The 17,843-nt window shown below is 69.0% G+C and carries 15 protein-coding genes; 6 read left to right on the forward strand and 9 right to left on the reverse strand.

What is annotated here, in order from left to right:
* Nucleotides 1–192: 192 nt before the first annotated feature.
* On the reverse strand, nucleotides 193–1,347 hold the full coding sequence (locus tag O2L52_RS05500; protein ID WP_270114329.1) for an RNA-guided endonuclease InsQ/TnpB family protein: 1,155 nt from the start codon (nucleotides 1,345–1,347) through the stop codon (nucleotides 193–195).
* A gap of 195 nt (nucleotides 1,348–1,542) precedes the next feature.
* Here O2L52_RS05500 and pepN point away from each other — a divergent pair, with 195 nt between their 5' ends.
* Together pepN and O2L52_RS05510 are read left to right on the forward strand one after the other, a co-directional pair.
* Complete coding sequence (gene pepN, locus O2L52_RS05505; protein WP_270114330.1) at nucleotides 1,543–4,080, forward strand: aminopeptidase N; 2,538 nt, start codon at nucleotides 1,543–1,545, stop codon at nucleotides 4,078–4,080.
* 161 nt (nucleotides 4,081–4,241) lie between these two features.
* On the forward strand, nucleotides 4,242–5,174 hold the full coding sequence (locus O2L52_RS05510; protein WP_270114331.1) for a hypothetical protein: 933 nt from the start codon (nucleotides 4,242–4,244) through the stop codon (nucleotides 5,172–5,174).
* A 57-nt stretch (nucleotides 5,175–5,231) separates the two neighbouring features.
* On the opposite strand, the gene O2L52_RS05515 is transcribed toward O2L52_RS05510, so the two are convergent.
* From O2L52_RS05515 to O2L52_RS05525, 3 genes are all read right to left on the reverse strand, one after another.
* Entirely contained in the window at nucleotides 5,232–5,666 is a 435-nt protein-coding gene (locus O2L52_RS05515) for a DUF5130 family protein (protein ID WP_270114332.1), read from the reverse strand.
* Nucleotides 5,653–5,913 (reverse strand): aa3-type cytochrome oxidase subunit CtaJ, encoded by a 261-nt coding sequence (gene ctaJ, locus O2L52_RS05520; RefSeq protein ID WP_270114333.1) that lies wholly within the window; start codon nucleotides 5,911–5,913, stop codon nucleotides 5,653–5,655. The genes O2L52_RS05515 and ctaJ overlap by 14 nt, the downstream gene beginning before the upstream one ends.
* A 265-nt stretch (nucleotides 5,914–6,178) precedes the next feature.
* On the reverse strand, nucleotides 6,179–6,700 hold the full coding sequence (locus tag O2L52_RS05525; RefSeq protein ID WP_344472616.1) for an HNH endonuclease: 522 nt from the start codon (nucleotides 6,698–6,700) through the stop codon (nucleotides 6,179–6,181).
* Between the two features lie 293 nt (nucleotides 6,701–6,993).
* On the opposite strand from O2L52_RS05525, the gene O2L52_RS05530 reads away from it, so the two are divergent.
* Nucleotides 6,994–8,022, forward strand: coding sequence for a mechanosensitive ion channel family protein (locus O2L52_RS05530; RefSeq protein ID WP_270114335.1), 1,029 nt, complete (start codon nucleotides 6,994–6,996; stop codon nucleotides 8,020–8,022).
* Between the two features lie 79 nt (nucleotides 8,023–8,101).
* On the forward strand, nucleotides 8,102–8,530 hold the full coding sequence (locus tag O2L52_RS05535; RefSeq protein WP_270114336.1) for a globin: 429 nt from the start codon (nucleotides 8,102–8,104) through the stop codon (nucleotides 8,528–8,530).
* Nucleotides 8,531–8,697: 167 nt separating this feature from the next.
* Here O2L52_RS05535 and O2L52_RS05540 read toward each other — a convergent pair whose 3' ends face one another.
* The 5 genes from O2L52_RS05540 to ettA form a co-directional block, all read right to left on the reverse strand.
* Nucleotides 8,698–9,579, reverse strand: a complete 882-nt coding sequence (locus O2L52_RS05540) for a hypothetical protein (protein WP_270114337.1) — start codon at nucleotides 9,577–9,579, stop codon at nucleotides 8,698–8,700.
* Nucleotides 9,580–9,717: 138 nt separating this feature from the next.
* The gene (locus O2L52_RS05545) at nucleotides 9,718–10,515 is read right to left on the reverse strand and encodes a type III secretion system chaperone family protein (protein WP_270114338.1); all 798 of its coding nucleotides are present in this window, start codon (nucleotides 10,513–10,515) and stop codon (nucleotides 9,718–9,720) included.
* 341 nt (nucleotides 10,516–10,856) lie between these two features.
* On the reverse strand, nucleotides 10,857–11,423 hold the full coding sequence (locus O2L52_RS05550; RefSeq protein WP_270114339.1) for a hypothetical protein: 567 nt from the start codon (nucleotides 11,421–11,423) through the stop codon (nucleotides 10,857–10,859).
* An 18-nt stretch (nucleotides 11,424–11,441) separates the two neighbouring features.
* On the reverse strand, nucleotides 11,442–11,843 hold the full coding sequence (locus O2L52_RS05555) for an acyl-CoA thioesterase (protein ID WP_270114340.1): 402 nt from the start codon (nucleotides 11,841–11,843) through the stop codon (nucleotides 11,442–11,444).
* Between the two features lie 2 nt (nucleotides 11,844–11,845).
* Nucleotides 11,846–13,525 (reverse strand): energy-dependent translational throttle protein EttA, encoded by a 1,680-nt coding sequence (ettA, locus tag O2L52_RS05560; protein WP_270114341.1) that lies wholly within the window; start codon nucleotides 13,523–13,525, stop codon nucleotides 11,846–11,848.
* A 162-nt stretch (nucleotides 13,526–13,687) separates the two neighbouring features.
* Here ettA and O2L52_RS05565 point away from each other — a divergent pair, with 162 nt between their 5' ends.
* Both O2L52_RS05565 and otsB read left to right on the forward strand, forming a co-directional pair.
* Nucleotides 13,688–15,106, forward strand: coding sequence for an alpha,alpha-trehalose-phosphate synthase (UDP-forming) (locus O2L52_RS05565; protein WP_270114342.1), 1,419 nt, complete (start codon nucleotides 13,688–13,690; stop codon nucleotides 15,104–15,106).
* A gap of 65 nt (nucleotides 15,107–15,171) precedes the next feature.
* Complete coding sequence (gene otsB / locus O2L52_RS05570; RefSeq protein ID WP_270114343.1) at nucleotides 15,172–17,766, forward strand: trehalose-phosphatase; 2,595 nt, start codon at nucleotides 15,172–15,174, stop codon at nucleotides 17,764–17,766.
* Nucleotides 17,767–17,843 lie beyond the last annotated feature (77 nt).

Consider the following 17,843-nt stretch of genomic DNA (forward strand, 5'->3'; position numbering starts at 1 on the left):
GCCACGAGGGTAGTCGACCCGCCTCGGCGCCCACGTGGCCGCTTAATGAACTTCCAAGATTTGACATCCTCCCCCTTACTGAGAGGAATTTCCCGGCTTGCAGTCCGCGATCGCGATCCGGCTACGGGTGGGTTCCTGGTTCAACGCCCACTGCCCGGTCTCCCGGGACTTGCGCAGGCTCCGCAGGCGTTTTTACGTGTCCGGCGGTCCCTCGGCCACAAGGCGCCTACCTTCGCGCCTGATGTTGATCTCCGCGTTCGCATCACGGTCATGTCGCGCACCGCACGGACAAGTCCACCTTCGGACCTCGAGCCCCGCGAGTCCCTTCGGTCCGGTCAGGGTCCCGCACGCTGAGCACAGCTGCGTGGAGGGGAAGTTCCGGTCCACCATTGCGAACGTCCGGCCCGCTCTCGCGGCCTTGGATTCCAGCCGGGTCAGGAACATGCCCGCAGCCGCATCGTGCCACGACTTCGCGGCCCGGCCCCGGGCCAGACCCCTGACGTTGAGGTTCTCGACGTAGATACCTTGATTCTCGGCAACGATCGTCGCAACCTGCTTGTCGATCCAGTCCGACCGCTTGTGTCTGACCTGCTCATGGACTCGCGCGACCTTCACACGAGCCTTCGCCCAGTTCGCCGAACCCTTCACTTTTCGCGAGAAGGCGCGCTGCACCTTCTTCAACTTGCGTTCGAGCCGTTTGAAGAACCGCGGGTTGTCGATCACCTTGCCGCCACGCAGCACGGCGAAGGCCTTGAGACCCATGTCGATCCCGGTCTCCGCCTCCAGGTCGCTCAACGGCTCCAGCACCTCGGCGTCGTCATCGACCGTCACCACGAAGCTTGCGTAGTACTTGCCCGTGGGCGTTCTGATCACTGTCACCGAAGAGGGATCCGCAGGCAGTTTCCGGGACCAGGCGACCTTGAGTTCGCCGACCTTCGCCACATACAACCGGCCGTTCGGCCGCAGCGCAAACCCTCGGCGCGTGAACCGGGCTGCCTGGGTCCCGGTCCGGCGCTTGAATCCGGGCAGGCCGATACGCGGACCTCGGCGCTTCCCGCTCAACGAATCGAAGAAGTTCTGGTAAGCCATGTGACAGTCCCGCAGCACCTGCTGCAACGGCACTGTCGATACCTCCGCCAACCAGGACCGCTCCTTGGTGCGCTTCGCTTCGGTGATCAGCACCTTGTCGAGCACTGCCGTCGTCGGGTAGGGAAGCCCTGAGGCGTGCGCGTGCTTCCGAGCCGCAACCGCGTCGTTCCAGACCGTGCGCACACACCCGAACGTCCTCGCGAGCACCGCCCGCTGCGGTGCTGTCGGATAAACCCGATACCGGTATCGAAGCAGCACACCTGTACAACGACTCTCCAGGCGACCCGAAACGGCTTCGCGACATGACCGTGCTCACGTCCGCTGCCAGGATCTCGGGACTAGGCGATGCTCGCGTCGCCTCCAAGCCTGAAACGGCGGCATCCCGCTACGGATGAGGACTTCCAGCCGGATGTGACACACTTCTTTCATATCCGAACCCTGACTGGAGGCATTGTGGCGGCAACGCACATTCTCACTCGAGACGAGGCCCAGCGGCGCGCTGAGCTGCTCCGCGTCGAGTCCTACACCGTGGAGCTCGACCTCACCGGGCACGAGCAGGGTGACACCTTCGGCTCGCGCACCGTCGTCAAGTTCTCCTGCACCGAACCCGGTGCCGAGACCTTCATCGAGATCGCCGCCGAGCGCATCGAGGACGCCTACCTGAACGGGGAGCCGGTCAACCTGACGGCCTTCGACCCCAAGGCCGGGCTGAAGATCACGGGCCTCGCGGCCGAGAACGAGCTGGTCGTCAACGCAATCTTCGCGTACTCGACCGATGGCCAGGGCCTGCACCGCATGGTCGACCCGGTCGACAAGGAGACGTACCTCTACTCGCAGTTCGAGGTCGCCGACGCGCAGCGCGTGTACGCCTGCTTCGACCAGCCCGACCTCAAGGCCAAGTTCACGTTCCAGGTGCGCACCCCCAAGCACTGGACCGTGATCTCGAACATGCCCGCCGAGAACGAGGCCGTGGTCGAGGAGATCAACCTGAAGGTGACCCTCTTCGAGGAGTCGGTGCGGATGAGCCCGTACATCACCGCGATCTGCGCGGGCCCGTACTTCGGGGTGTTCGACGAGCACGACGGGATCGGCCTGGGCCTGTACGCCCGCCAGTCCATGAAGGACTACCTCGATCCCGAAGGGGTCTTCGAGGTCACCCGCCAGGGCTTCGACCACTTCCACGAGAAGTTCGGCGTGCGCTACCCGCTGCCGAAGTACGACCAGGTCTTCGCCCCCGAGTACAACTTCGGCGCGATGGAGAACTTCGGCTGCATCACGATCGCCGAGGCCTCGTTCCTGTTCCGCAGCCAGGTCACCGACTTCGAGCTCGAACAGCGCGCCAACGTGATCCTGCACGAGATGGCGCACATGTGGTTCGGCGACCTCGTGACCATGCGCTGGTGGGACGACCTGTGGCTCAACGAGTCCTTCGCCGAGTGGGCCTCCCACTGGGCGAACGTCGAGGCCACCCGCTTCGACGGCGCATGGACGACGTTCCTGTCGGCCCGCAAGAACTGGGGCTACGGCGCCGACCAGCAGCCGACGACGCACCCGGTGTACACCGCAGCCGGTGACACCGAGGAGATCCAGGCGAACTTCGACGGCATCACCTACTCCAAGGGCGCCTCGATCCTCAAGCAGCTCGTCGCCTACGTCGGCATCGACCCGTTCCTGGCGGGGCTGCGCTCGTACTTCCAGAAGCACCAGTTCGGCAACGCGGTCTTCCAGGACCTCCTGGGCGAGCTGGAGGCCGCGAGCGGCAAGCCGCTCAAGGACTTCGCCGACACCTGGCTGCGCACCGCCGGCGTCTCGACCCTGCGTCCCGACGTGGCGGTCGACGCCGACGGGAACTACACGAGCGTCACTGTGCTGCAGGAGGTCCCGGCCGAGCACCCGACTCACCGCACGCACCGCATCGCGATCGGCCTCTACGACCTGGACGGTGAGCGCCTGGTGCGCCGCGACCGGATCGAAGTGGACGTCACCGGTGCTGCGACCGAGATCGCGGCGCTCGCCGGCGTGAAGCAGCCGGACTTCCTGCTGCTCAACGACGACGACCTCACGTACGCGAAGCTGCGCCTCGACGAGCGGAGCCTCGCGACCGCCGTCGAGCACACCTCGGCGCTGGAGGACTCGCTCGCCCGCGCGCTGATCTGGGCCGCCGCCTGGGACATGCTCCGCGACGCCGAACTGCCCGCGACCCAGTTCGTGGAGCTCGGCTGCCGCAGCCTCACCACCGAGGACGACATCAACATCGTCACCGTCGCGCAGCGGCAGGTCGCCGGGGCGCTCGCCTACGCCGACCCCGCCAAGCGCGCCGAGCTGCGCGACAAGTGGGCGCAGGCCGCGAAGGCCGCGATGGAGGCCGCCGCACCGGGCTCGGACCCGCAGCGCTCCTGGGCCAAGGCCTACGCGTCCGCTTCGCGTTCCGAGGCCGACCTGGCCCGCATCGCGGGCTGGCTCGAGGACCGCGAGGTTCCTGAGGGCCTTGCTGTGGACGCGGACCTGCGGTGGGCCTTCCTCACCGGGCTCGTCGGCAACGGCGCCGTCCCTGAGGACGCCATCGACGCCGAGCTCGACCGCGACTCGACCGCCGACGGCCGCCGCCTGTCGTACGTCGCCCGCGCGGTCGTGCCTACGCCTGAGGCGAAGCAGCGCGCCTGGGAGCGGATCACGGACCCGAACTCGGAGAACTGGGTCCGCCGCTCCTCGATGCTCGGCTTCGCGCCGCTCGACCAGGCCGACCTGGTCCGCCCGTACCTGCAGCAGTACCTGGACGCGGTCCCTGAGCTGTGGGAGAAGCTGGGCGCGCAGCAGGCTGTCGAGTTCTCCAAGCTCGCGTTCCCGTCGAACCTCATCGAGGCCGAGACGCTCGAGAAGCTCGACGCCTGGCTCGCCGAGGAGCGGCCCGCGCCCGTCAAGCGCGGCGTGGCCGAAGGCCGGGCCGACATCGCCCGCGCCCTGAAGGGCCGGGAGCTCGACAGGCCCTAGCACCGGTTCGAGTCGTATCGGGGCTCCGGGACCGCCGCGCACAACGGCGGTCCCGGAGCCCCGAGCGCTTTTCGCGCCGTTGATAAGCTCGCGTTGTCGCCAGGGCCTGACAGGCCCTGGACCCCCTGTGCCTCCCGAACATCGAATAGGAGAGAGCCGTCTTGTCCGCGCTTTTGCCGGTGGCCGTCCTGAGCGCCACCTTGGTCGCGTTGTTCGGGATCGTCCTGCCGCTCCTGCTGCTCGGCCCCGTGCTCGCCTCGCGCACCCGGCCGCAGCCACAGCAGCTGATGTTCGCCGTCGTGCTCCTCATCCCCACGGTGCTCATCGGCTCGGGCTTCATGGCCTGGTGGGCGATCGACTGGCTGCGCCGCTACGACGTGCCCGCGCCCGAGCTCGTCGGCATCTCGCTCGTGGCCGCGGCCGTGATCGGCCTGATGGCGCCGCTGCGCCTGCCCGGCGGCAACGGGCCGTTCTGGCTCAAGCCGCTGCTCGGCCTCGCCTCGGGCGTGCTCGTGCCGATGTCGATCATCTGGTCGCTCGACGCGGGCCTGCATGAAGTCGCCGCGGTCGGCATCGGCGTGCTCGTGCTCGCCGCGCTCGTGGTCCTGTTCCGGCTCGTCGCCAAGCCGCTCGCCGACCGCCGCCAGGCCAAGCAGGCGCGGAACTCGGTGCGGCGCTTCGAGGGCCAGCTCGTGGACGTCACCGACGCGGCGTGGAGCCTCTCCAGCGCGCGCGGGGACGCCAACCGGATCGTGCTCACCTACAGCGGCGAGTCCGGCGGCAAGACCGTCGGCGCGGCCCTGATGCTCAAGCGCGACATGGAATGGGTGCCGAAGGCCAAGGAGAACGAGGCGGCGGTGTTCGAGCTCGCGAAGGGCCTCAACGGCCAGCCGACCGAGGCGGTCCTGGCGCAGAAGCAGATCGGCTCCCCCGCCACGCTGACCATGCGCATCCCGGGAACGACGATCCTGTCGATCCGCGAGACCGTCGCCGACTCCCTCTCATGGGTCGAGTTCATCGGCAAGCTCGAACTCGTCGAAGCCGACGCCCTGCTCAAGCGCCAGTTCCCCGAAGACGCCGGGAAGGCCAAGTAGCCCAAGGCATGGCGAAGGCCCGGAAGCCTCGGCTTCCGGGCCATTGCCATGTCTGGTCTAGCGGCTCGAGGCGGTCTCCGCGAGCATGCGCAGGCCGGTGATGATGCCCCCGGCCAGCTGACCGGCGCCGAACGCGGCCTCCATCGAGAAGACCACGAGGGCCGCGGAGCGGTCCGGGACCTTCTCCTGGGCGAGCTTGCCCGTCACGATCTCCAGCTGCCGCTGCTCGGGCGAGACGGCGATGAGGATCGACCGGTCGGGGTCGGAGAGCTTGTCGTGCATCGCCTCCGCCGCGCCCCGGACGGGGTCGTGCAGCGGTCCGACGTAGACGCTGTAGTGCAGGCCGCCGCCGTCGCGCTCGGCGACGGAGAGGGCCTCGTCGATGTGCAGCAGTTCGCGGGTGTCGAACGGGCCTTCGAGGACGGCCGGCTGGACCTCCTCGGGGCTCTTGTCGACGCCCTCGACGATCGCCACCTGGTTACCACTTGCCATGCGAGCCTCCCTTGGGTCCACTGGCGACGGCCTCGGCGCCGTGGGCGCCGGACTCGAGTTCGGCCAAGCCGGACTCGCCTGCCACCGCGCCATTGCGGGCGACGAACCACACCGGTTTGAAGTTGTAGGGATCGCCCGCGCGGTAGCGGGACTGCGGCCTCGGGTGCCGCAGGAAGATCACGGTGAAGACCGCGACCACAACCAGGATCGGGGCGCCGAACAGTATCAGCAAGTCCTGGATCGTCATGTTGCTCCCCTAAATACAGGTACAGGGCGACTCGGCGAAGTCACGGCCGGCAGGCCGCCGCCCCGCTTCGGTAACGGCTGGCAAGCGGGCACCAAGCCTGCCACTCAGACTAATCCAATTACGCCCCTCACATCGCCGCAGGTGGTAACTCCGTGCAGCCGGTCGCACAAGGGCCGAAAGCGTTGGTGCGCCAATGCAAGGACGCGAACAGGGCCCGCCGGCGGTCATGCGACCGACGGCGGGCCCCGCTCGTCCGATGGCGGCTCTAGGAGAGCCGGGCGCGCTCCTTCCCGTGGCGGGGAAGCCAGGCCTCCCACGCCGGGTCGGGACGGCGCTGGCCGCGGAACCCGCGCAGCTGCCAGCCCGAGGGCGGCCGGGGCAGCCGGGGCAGGCGCCAGCCGAGCTCGGCCAGGGTCTTGTCGCTCTTGCGGTGGTTGCAGGGGGCGCACGCCGCCACGACGTTGTCCCACGTGTGCGTCCCGCCGCGCGAGCGGGGCATCACGTGGTCGATGGTCTCGGCCGACGCGTTGCAGTACACGCAGCGCCAGTCGTCGCGGGCGAACACGCCGCGCCGAGAGGGGCTCGCCCCGACCTGCCTGGGGATCGGCACGTAGCGGTTGAGGCGGACCACCGAGGGGACGGGGATGTGCATGGTTTCGGAGCGCAGAAAACCGTCACCAGGAGTGACGGTTTCGGCCTTGCGCGTGAGCAGCAGCACCGCCGCCCGCTTGACTGGTATCACGCACAGTGGCTCGTAGCTCTGGTTCAGGACGAGGGCGGAGCCCAGCGTGGCCGCGTTGTGCGTGAAGAAGTTCGGGAGCACCCCTGGGGCAGGGTCATCGCTGTCGAGCGTGCTCCTATGTCGAGGACCTATCACGGTGACGTACCTCCAAGCCATCGGTCCCGTCAAGTTTGACCTATATCTCAGAAAATTGCACCCTGGTTCCGTGGGATCTTGAATGACACGCGAATATCGTCTGTGCGAACCCACGACGACACCGGATCGGACGGACGTCGGTAAGGGTGCGCGCGGGCCGTGAACGCTGCGGACGCGACTCGATGACATTGAGAAGGACGAACGTGGAACTGCTTGCCGCCGCTGAGGGGAACCCGTGCGACCCGGGCTTCAACTCGTGCTCGCTGCTGTACAAGGTCACCAACAGCGAAGGGTTCGCCGTCGACGGCGGCGTGGTGCTCGACAAGATCGGGCAGGTCCTGCTCATCGTCCTGGCGGCCTTCTTCCTCCGCTGGCTCGTCAACCGGGCCATCGAGCGCATCATCAAGCAGGTCACCTCGATCAAGGGCCCGCAGTCGATCGCCGACCTCGCCGACAAGCTCGGCTCCGGCAACGCCCGCCGCGACGAGCTCCTCGGCGACCGCAGCGACAAGCGCGCGGAGACCCTCACCGGCGTGCTCCAGCACGTCTCCGGGATCGTCATCTTCACCGTCGGGTTCATGCTGGTGCTCAGCGCCTTCAACGTCAACCTCGCGCCGATACTGGCCAGCGCGGGCATCGCCGGCATCGCCATCGGCTTCGGCGCCCAGAACCTCGTGCAGGACTACCTGGCCGGGATCTTCATCCTCATCGAGGACCAGTACGGGGTGGGCGACAACGTCGACGTGGGCGACGCCCAGGGCACCGTGGTGGACATGGGCCTGCGCGTGACCACGCTCCGGTCGCTCGACGGGACCCTCTGGTACGTGCGAAACGGGCAGATCCTGCGGGTCGGCAACTCCAGCCAGAGCTGGGCGTACGTGGTGGTGGACACCCCGCTGCCGCCGACGACGGACATCGACCGGGCCGGCGAGATCATCACGCAGGTCGCCGAGGAGTTCGTCGCGGACGAGGACTGGAGCACCCACATCCTCAAGGAGCCCGAGTACCTCGGCCCGATCGAGATGACGATCGACGAGATCAAGGTGCGCCTGGGCGTGCGGACCACCTCCGACCAGCAGTGGGCGGCCGGGCGCGAGCTGCGGCTGCGCGTCACGGAGGCGCTGCGCGCGGCCGGGATCATCGACCTGGCGTCGGCCGGGCGGATCTACGTGCCGCGCACGGTCGCGAACGGCGGGCCCGGTGCGGCCGGGGCGTCCGGAACGACCGCCTAGGCAGTGATATACGGCCCATTCGGTGTGACGCGTGCCGGATCGCCTTCCCAGTCGGTCCCGCCCACGGCACGATTGGGAGATGCCTAGTGACAGCCCGCGGGCCGTGGTGGCCTTGACGCCGACCGGACAGCCTGCGCCCACGCAGTCCTTCTACGAGGCCGTGGGCGGCGAGGCGACCTTCGAGCGCCTGACCGCCGCGTTCTACGCGCAGGTGGCCGACGACCCCATCATGCGGCCCATGTACCCCGAAGAGGACCTGGCCCCGGCCGCCCGGCGGCTGAAGATGTTCCTCGAGCAGTACTGGGGCGGTCCGCACACGTACTCCGAGGAGCGGGGCCACCCGCGCCTGCGGATGCGCCACGCCCCTTACACGATCGGCGAGCGCGAGCGCGACGCCTGGCTGCGCTGCATGCGCCACGCGATGGACGAGGTCGCCCTGGCGCCCGAGTACGACAAGGTCATGTGGGAGTACATGGAGCGCGCGGCGGACTTCATGCGGAACGCATGATCGGAGCACAGCATGAGGAACTCATGAAGCATGAGATCAGCATGAGGAACGCATGGAGCATGTGAGCAGCATGCGCAACTCGTGAGTCGGCTTACGCGCCAAGGCAACTGAACAACGAGAACGGAGCGGCGGGTTTCCCCGCCGCTCCGTTCTCGTTCGTCCTCAGATCAGACGAGGCACTGCCGCTCGACCTCGCGGTAGAGCTCGTCGTGGGCCTCGGCCCACGCCAGGTACTCGGCGCTGACGAGGTCCTCGAAGTCGTCGACGGTGCCCGGGTACTCGTCGGCGATCAGGGTGTCGAGGGCGTCGGAGCAGACCTGGCGCGCGTCGGAGTCGGCTTGGAGGTTGTCGCGCTCCAGTTGGAGCGCGACGATCTCGTCTTCGAGTTCGGCGCGTTCGGCCTCGGCGGACTCCAACTGGTCGGCCTGCTCGGTGAAGTCGTTCGTCTTCTCCGAGTAGAGGATGCCGAAGGTCGCGGCGGCGGCGAGCAGGACGATCGCGATCACGCCGAAGGCGACTGCGGCCTTGTTGCGGGGCTTGCGCGGTGCCGGCGACATCGGCATCGGACCCGTCGGCATGCCGGGGGGCGGGCCGGCGGGCGCGCCCATCTGCGGCGGCGGTCCGGCGGGAGACCCCATGGGGGGCGGGGTCATCGAGTAGCCCTGGGCGGGCGGGGGCGCCGGCGACGGGAGGGTCGTCTGGGGCATGGCGCCCGCCGAGGCTGCGGCCGGAGGCGGGTATCCGGGCGGGTTCGTCGGGTGCGAGGCCACGGGCGGCCGCGCCTCCGTGAGGAAGTCGTCGTTCGTTGCGGCGAAAGCGGACTGCGGCGCTTCGGCCGGTGCGGCAGCGGGCGCCGGGACGGGCGCGGCGGGCTGGGGGGCCGATCCGGGGACGACCTTGACGGTCGCGTCGGACTCGGATTCGAAGACCGACGGCGAAGCCTGGGCGGGGATCTTGACCGCCGCGTCCGCCTGCGGCGCTGCGGGCGCATGGTCCGGAGCGGCGGCGGGTGACTCGGGTGGTTGGGCGCCTTGGGGTTCGGGAGTCATGGGGTCTCCTATCCAATTTGGAGATGGGGGTTCCTCATGATCGTACCGGCCGAAAGCTCATCGCACCTGCTCAAAGCGCCGCCCCGGATTCCCATGGGAGTCCGGGGCGGCGCCGCACAACGGTCAGACCGGCAGGGTCTACAGCAGTTCACCCTCGAGCCACTCGACGAATGTGCCCGAGATCGCGGTGCCGCAGTCGATGAGCTCTTCGAGCAGGGCGGTGGTGATGCCGGGGCGGACGGGCACCTGGATCTCGCCGAAGACCGGGAGCGCGCCCGAATCGGTCGGCTCGCCCAGGTAGGCCTTGAGGAAGCGGCGGGTGCGGTTCCACTCGTTCATGGCCGCGTAGCCGCGCTCGGCCCACTCGCGGGGGACGGTCTGGTACGCGCGGGCGCGCAGGACCAGGATGTCGGCGTCGGGGCCTTCGGCGCGCACCTGGACGATGTGGCGCTCCCAGAGGGCCACGATGCCGCCGTTCTCGTCCACGAGGTAGCGGATGTCGAGGTTCTTCAGGGCCGCGATGATGCGGTCCGAGTCGAGCGGGGCGGCCTCGTCGGTCTCCTGGGCGACCGCGTCGGCGGCGATCTGCTCCAGGTCCGAGATGAACTCCGGGTCGATCTCCTCGAGGTCGCGCTTGATGAGGTGCCAGCGGTCGACCTCGGAGATCTGCTCGTGCTCGGGGCCGAGCAGGAGCTGTTCCGCGGTGAGCTCGTGGCGCAGCTCGCGGGAGGCGAACTCGAGGTCGACCTCGTACTCCTCGGTGTCGAGCTCGGGGTCCTCGTGCCGTTCGGCGCGCGGGTTCGGGACCGCGCTCGGCTGGCTGCCGCGCGCCTGGGCGCGTTCGGCCGCTCCGCCGAGCTCGGTGTCGGGTTCCGCGACCGCCTCGGCGATCGATTCTTGCTGTGCGTCGCGTTTTCTGCTGCGCCACCATGCCATGGTGTTGTCCGCCTTCCCACCCAAATGCGAATCACTGGCAGTGTTGGGTAATACGTTGGCATTCATGCTGAGCTGAACCATTGGATGTGATTGGTTGTGCTTCGCGGGGCATAGCCAAGTTACGTCGTGTTGCAGTGAGCAGACTAGGGCTCACCACCGACATGGCACAACCGTCAACCAATCCTGACCAAAAGTATGAACCGTCGCGCGTTTGTTCGCAGGCACGAACTGGGTACTGTCACCGGTTTCATATGTATCAGAACAAGAAGCGCCGTCCCATCCTCCGGACGTCGGGTATCCGTCACCGATCGGGCCGATGGTGACTGTCTGTTCCGAATCGGTCACAGCATCGGCAGGCCGCGGTCCCTGTCCCAGACGGTGCCGTAGGTGGCGGCGAGTCCGATGCGGCGGCCGGCCTTGACCACCCGCACGGGTTCGTCGCCGAGGAAGCCCATGCGGCAGAGGCCCGCGACGAGCCGGAACTCGACCGGGTAGATGCGGCCGTCGTGCTCGACGCGGAGGGTGACGTGCTCGAGCATCGCGTCGCGCAGGCGCCGGTCGCCGATGCCCTGGCCGCGGCGCTCCCGCAGGGCCTGTGCGGCCTTGCGGTCGATGTCGGCGATGTCGGCGGCCGGGACGGCCTCGACGGCCGTCCACGGCTGCTTGGGGAGGCGCCCGCGCCATTCGGCGGCGGGCCGCACCGCAACGTTGCCCGCGGCGAGGTCGCCGGCGCGGTAGACCCCGTCGGGCAGGGCGCTGGCGTCGCCCGCCTCGCGGGCGGCGAGGACCCCGATGGGCAGGGCGGCCCAGAGGCGGCCGCCCTGCGCGAGCACCAGGGTGTCGGGATCGAGCCGGGCGGCGCGCGCGGCGAAGGCCGCGTCGTCTCCGGCGGTCGTCGTGTCGGTCATCGGTTCGTCATCAGCGCTTCAGTCGGTCCACTGCTCGAGGAACGCCCGCTCCTCGGCGGTGAGGCGCCGGGGCCGCTGGGAGGCGGTGTCGAAGGGCACCATCACCGACTTTGCGCGCAGCGCGAGCTTGTCGTTCGCCATGAGCTCGTAGGCGAACGAGAACGAGGCGTTCCCGATCCGCTCGACCCAGAGCTCGACGCGGACCTCGGCGGGCACCACCACGGGCAGCAGGAAGTCCACCTCGTGGCGGGCGACGACGACGCCTTCGCGGAAGCCGGGGACGCCGGCCTCGTAGGCCGCGGAGAACATCATCGCGACCCGGGCCTCTTCGAGCAGCACCATGAACTGGTTGTTGTTCACGTGCCCGAAGGCGTCCATGTCCGACCACCGCAGCGGCACGTCGGTCTTGAAGCGCGCCACGGCTAGTCCCGGGTGAGCTTCCGGTGCGTGACCCGGTGCGGGTTCGCCGCGTCGGGGCCGAGCCGCTCGATCTTGTTCTTCTCGTAGGAGTCGAAGTTGCCCTCGAACCAGAACCACTTCGGCAGGCCGTCCTCGCCCTCGCCCTCCCAGGCGAGGATGTGGGTGGCGACCTTGTCGAGGAAGGCCCGGTCGTGGCTGATGACCACGGCGCAGCCGGGGAACTCCAGCAGCGCGTTCTCGAGGCTGGAGAGGGTCTCGACGTCGAGGTCGTTGGTGGGCTCGTCGAGCAGGAGGACGTTGCCGCCCTGCTTGAGGGTGAGCGCCAGGTTCAGGCGGTTGCGCTCGCCGCCCGAGAGGACCTTGGTGGGCTTCTGCTGGTCCGGGCCCTTGAAGCCGAACGCGGCGATGTATGCGCGCGAAGGCATCTCGACCTTGCCGACCATGAGGTAGTCGAGGCCGTCGGAGACGACCTGCCACACCGACTTGTCGCCGTCCAGGCCCGAGCGGTTCTGGTCGACGTAGGAGATGTCGACCGTGCCGCCGATGTTCACGGTGCCGGAGTCGGGCTTCTCGAGGCCGACGATGGTCTTGAACAGGGTGGTCTTGCCGACGCCGTTCGGGCCGATGATGCCGATGATGCCGTTGCGCGGCAGGTTGAAGTCCAGGCCGCTGATGAGCGTCTCGCCGTCGAAGCCCTTGACGAGGTCCTTGACCTCGATCACCGTGGAGCCCAGGCGCGGGCCCGGCGGGATCTGGATCTCCTCGAAGTCGAGCTTGCGGGTCTTCTCGGCCTCCGCGGCCATCTCCTCGTACCGGCCGAGGCGGGCCTTGGACTTGGTCTGGCGGCCCTTGGCGTTGGAGCGGACCCACTCGAGCTCGTCCTTGAGGCGCTTCTGGAGCTTGGAGTCCTTGCGGCCCTCCACCTTCATGCGCTCGGCCTTCTTCTCCAGGTAGGTGGAGTAGTTGCCCTCGTACGGGTAGGTGCGGCCGCGGTCGAGCTCGAGGATCCACTCGGCGACGTTGTCGAGGAAGTACCGGTCGTGGGTGATCGCGATCACCGCGCCGGCGTACGCGGCGAGGTGGCGCTCCAGCCAGAGCACGGACTCGGCGTCGAGGTGGTTGGTGGGCTCGTCGAGGAGCAGCAGGTCGGGCGCCTCGAGCAGCAGCTTGCAGAGCGCCACACGGCGGCGCTCGCCACCGGAGAGGTTGGTGACGGGCCAGTCGCCGGGCGGGCAGCGCAGGGCGTCCATGGCCTGTTCGAGCCGGGAGTCGAGCTCCCACGCGTTCGCGGCGTCGAGCTCCTCCTGGAGCCGGCCCATCTCGGTCATGAGCTCGTCGGTGTAGTCGGTCGCCATCTCGAGGGCGATCTCGTTGAACCGGTCGAGCTTCGCCTGGATCGGCGCGACGGCCTCCTGGACGTTCTCCATGACGGTCTTCGACTCGTTCAGCGGCGGCTCCTGGGCGAGCATGCCCACCGTGGCGCCGTTGGCGAGCTTCGCCTCGCCGTTGGAGACCTGGTCCTGCCCCGCCATGATGCGCAGGAGGCTGGACTTGCCGGCGCCGTTGGGGCCGACCACGCCGATCTTCGCACCCGGGTTGAAGTACAGGGTGACGTCGTCGAGGACGACCTTGTCACCGTGCGCCTTACGCGCCTTTTCCAAGGTGTAGATGAACTGCGCCACGCTGATCCTTCGCTTTGGGACGAGCCGTACTGAACTGACCGGTGTCAATGATGTCAAGTCCCGGGGCGCCCCCGCAAACGGGCCCTTCGCCGTGACCGTCTGCGTCACCGCGACCGCCGGGCCGCGCCTCCCGGTAGGCTGGCGAAAAGGAGGAAATACGAATTGAGCAACGCATCCTTCATTGTCGTCGCCAACCGCCTCCCCGTCGACTCAGTGGTCGACGACGAGGGAAACCGAACCTGGCGCCGATCCCCTGGCGGCCTCGTCACCGCCCTCGAACCAGTGCTCCAGGCCAACAGCGGCACCTGGATCGGCTGGGCCGGCACCGCCGGCGAAGCACCTGACGCCTTCGAATCGGACGGCGTGACCCTCATGCCCGTCCCGCTGAGCGAGCAGGAGGTCCTGCGCTACTACGAGGGGTTCTCGAACGCCTCGCTGTGGCCGCTCTACCACGACGCGGTCGAACCGCGCGTCTTCCGCCGCTCCTGGTGGAAGTCCTACTACGAGGTCAACGAGCGGTTCGCGGACATCTGCGCCCGCGAAGCCGCCCCCGGGGCGGTCGTGTGGGTCCAGGACTACCAGCTCCAGCTCGTCCCGGGCATGCTGCGCGAGCGGCGCCCGGACCTGCGGATCGGGTTCTTCCTGCACATCCCGTTCCCACCCGTGGAGCTGTTCATGCAGCTCCCGCACCGCATGGAGATCCTCAAGGGGCTCCTGGTCGGCTTCCAGCGCCCGCTCGCGGCGCAGAACTTCCTGGCGCTCACCCGGCACCTCCTCGGCTACCGGCCGCGGGGGCACTACGTCAACGTCGACGACCGGCTCGTGCGCGCCGACGCCTTCCCCATCTCGATCGACACCGCCCACAACGAAGAGGTCGCGGGCACCGAGCGGGTCCGCCAGCGCGCCAAGGAGATCCGCGCCGAGCTCGGCGAGCCGGAGACGATCATCCTCGGCGTGGACCGGCTCGACTACACCAAGGGCATCGAGCAGCGGCTCAAGGCCTTCCGGGAGCTCCTGGAGGACGGCCGGCTGCAGGTGCCGAACGCGGTGATGGTGCAGGTCGCGACCCCCAGTCGCGAACGCGTGGACCAGTACATGAAGCTGCGCGAGCGGGTGGAGCGCCAGGTCGGGCGGATCAACGGCGAGTACGGGCAGGTCGGCCTCCCGGCCGTGCACTACCTGCACCAGAGCTTCGACCGGTACGAGCTCGCGGCGCTGTACCAGGCGGCCGACGTCATGGCCGTCACCCCTCTGCGTGACGGAATGAACCTCGTCGCGAAGGAGTACGTGGCGAGCCGCGTGGACAACCGCGGGGCGCTCGTGCTCAGCGAGTTCGCCGGTGCCGCAGGCGATCTGCGGCAAGCGTTCCTGGTGAATCCGCATGATTTGACCGATTTGAAAGACGGATTTGTGACAGCGGCGAACGCGCCGCTCGACGATAAGATGAAGAGGATGCGCGCCATGAGGCGGTATCTGCGCAAGCACGACGTGAGTCGTTGGGCGCGCAGCTTCCTCACAGCGCTAGGAGTTCCGGAGCGCAGCGCGGCGTACAATCCGGGCAGCCCGCCTGCCGAAGTCTGATACCCGGCGGTCGGGCGGCAGGCACAGACATTTCCGCAACGACGGTGTTGGAGAGATACGCCACGATGACCGCACCACGCCCTGAGGGCCCCGCGCCGGAGGACTTCAGTTCCTCCGAGGAGCTGCGCTCGGCCCTCACACTGCTCGCCCGCGTTCCGCAACTGCTGATCGCGTGCGACTACGACGGCACGCTCGCGCCGATCGTGACCGATCCTTCGCAGGCGATGCCGCTCCCCGAGTCGGTCTCGGCTCTGCGGACGCTGGCGAACCTGCCGCAGACGAAGGTCGCGGTCATCTCCGGCCGGGCGCTGCGGGATCTGGCGGCACTCTCCCGCCTCCCTTCCGAGATCCACCTGGTCGGGTCCCACGGATCCGAGTTCGACGTCGGCTTCACCCGGGCGCTCTCCAGCGAGGACCAGCGGTTGCGCGACAAGCTCGTAGCCGAGCTGTCCGCGATCGCCGAACGCTACGAGGGCGCCCGGGTCGAGCCCAAGCCCGCCGGCTGCGCACTGCACGTCCGGGAGGCGTCCGAGGCCGACGCGATGCGCGCGGTCGAGGACGTCCACGAAGGACCGTCCACTTGGGACGGCGTGCAGACCACCGAGGGCAAGGCCGTCGTCGACCTGTCCGTGGTCACCACCCACAAGGGCGACGCGCTCGACAAGCTGCGCCACCAGCTGGGGGCCTCCGCGGTCCTCTTCCTGGGCGACGACGTGACCGACGAGAATGCGTTTGCGCACCTGCACGGCCCGGACGTCGGCGTCCGCGTCGGCCCCGGCCCCACCCGCGCCTCGTTCCGCATCGGCGACCCCGAGGACGTCGCGAAGCTCCTCGCCCGCCTCGTCGACACCCGCCGCGCCTGGCTCCAGGGCGAGCAGGCGCAGCTCATCGAGCGCCACACGATGCTCGCCGACGGCGCCAACCACGCGCTCCTCACCCCCGACGGGCGCGTCACCTGGATGTGCCACCCGCGCCCCGACTCCGGGTCGGTCTTCGCCGACCTCCTCGGCGGCGAGCACGCCGGTCACTTCAGCGTCCAGCCCGTCAACGCCGGCATCCCCCTGGGCCAGCGGTACGTGTCCGGCACGATGACCGTCGAGACCCGGTGGCCGGGCCTCTCGGTCACCGACTGGCTCGACTCCACGCCGCGCCGCCGCGGCGACCTCAACGCCACCGTCCTCGTCCGCGAGATCAACGGCGAGGTCCCCGTCAAGATCACCTTCGCCCCGCGGCCCGAGTTCGGGCAGCTGCCCGTGCAGCTCCAACCCGTCGGCGACGACGGCCTGCGCGTCCTCGGCGGCCGTGAACCGATCAGCCTGCGCTCGCCGGGCGTGGACTGGCACATCGAGTACGACGGCCAGCACTCGCTCGCCGTCGCCGTCGTCGACCTCGCCGCCGTCGGCGGCTCCGTGGTCCTCGAGATGCGCTCGGGATCGGCGAGCCTCGACGAGTGGAAGCCCGCCGTCAACGTCCGCCGCCGCACCACCGAGGCCGGCTGGCGCAACTGGTCGGACTCGCTCAAGCTCCCGCGCGTGGAGACCGAGATGGTCTCCCGCTCCGCGCTGGCGCTCAAGGCGCTCTGCTACCAGCCCACGGGCGCGATCCTCGCCGCCGGCACCACCTCGCTGCCCGAGGAGCTCGGCGGCGTCCGCAACTGGGACTACCGCTTCTGCTGGATCCGCGACGCCGCGATGACCGCGAACGCGCTCGTCGACCTCGGCTCGCTCCAAGAGGCCGAGGCGTACTTCGCATGGGTCGCCGGCATCCTCGAGCGCACCGCGGGCCACCCCGAGCGGCTCGCCCCGCTCTACGACATCGAGGGCATGGCGCCCAGTCCCGAGGCGATCATCGACACGCTCCCCGGGTACGCCGGGGCGCGGCCGGTGCGCATCAACAACGCCGCGTCGAACCAGGTCCAGCTGGACGTGTTCGGCCCTGTGGCGATGCTCGTCGAGGCGGTCGCGCAGCGCCGCGGGCACCTCTCGGACTTCGAGCAGCAGGTCCTCGGCAGCATGGTCGAGGCCGTCGCCAAGCGCTGGCACGAACCCGACCACGGCATCTGGGAGGCCCGCCAGGCCCCCCGCCACCACGTGTACTCGAAGGTCATGTGCTGGGTGACGGTGGACCGCGCGCTCAAGGTCGCGGACCACTTCGGCATGGAGTACGGCCCGAACTGGCACGAGCTGCGCGACCAGATCGCGAAGAACGTGCTCGAACTGGGCTGGAACGACGAGGCCGGGGCCTACACGGCCGCGTACGGCCACGACGACCTCGACGCCGCGTCGCTGTGGATCGGCCTCTCCGGGCTGCTCCCGCCGGACGACCCGCGCTACCTCAGGACCGTGCTCAAGATCGAGGCCGGGCTGCGCTCGGGCCCGACGGTCTACCGCTACCACCGCGACGACGGCCTGCCGGGCACCGAGGGCGGGTTCATCATCTGCGCCGCCTGGCTCGCCGAGGCGTACCTGCAGGTGGGCCGCCGGACCGACGCCGAGGAGCTGTTCGAGCAGATCCTCGCGTGCGCGGGCCCGACCGGCCTCCTGCCCGAGCAGTGGGACCCGATCGCCGAGCGCGGCCTGGGCAACCACCCGCAGGCGTACTCGCACCTGGGCCTCATCCGGGTCGCGAATCTGCTGAACGGCCAAAGCGGACGCATCTAAGGCACCCACAAGGCGAGGGCTACTCTGTTCAGGAATGCACACGGCGAAGCTTGCGAGCCGTGCATGAGCACAGTCGC

Origin of the sequence: Glycomyces algeriensis (assembly GCF_027622855.1) — a bacterium.
GTDB lineage: Bacteria > Actinomycetota > Actinomycetes > Mycobacteriales > Micromonosporaceae > Glycomyces > Glycomyces algeriensis.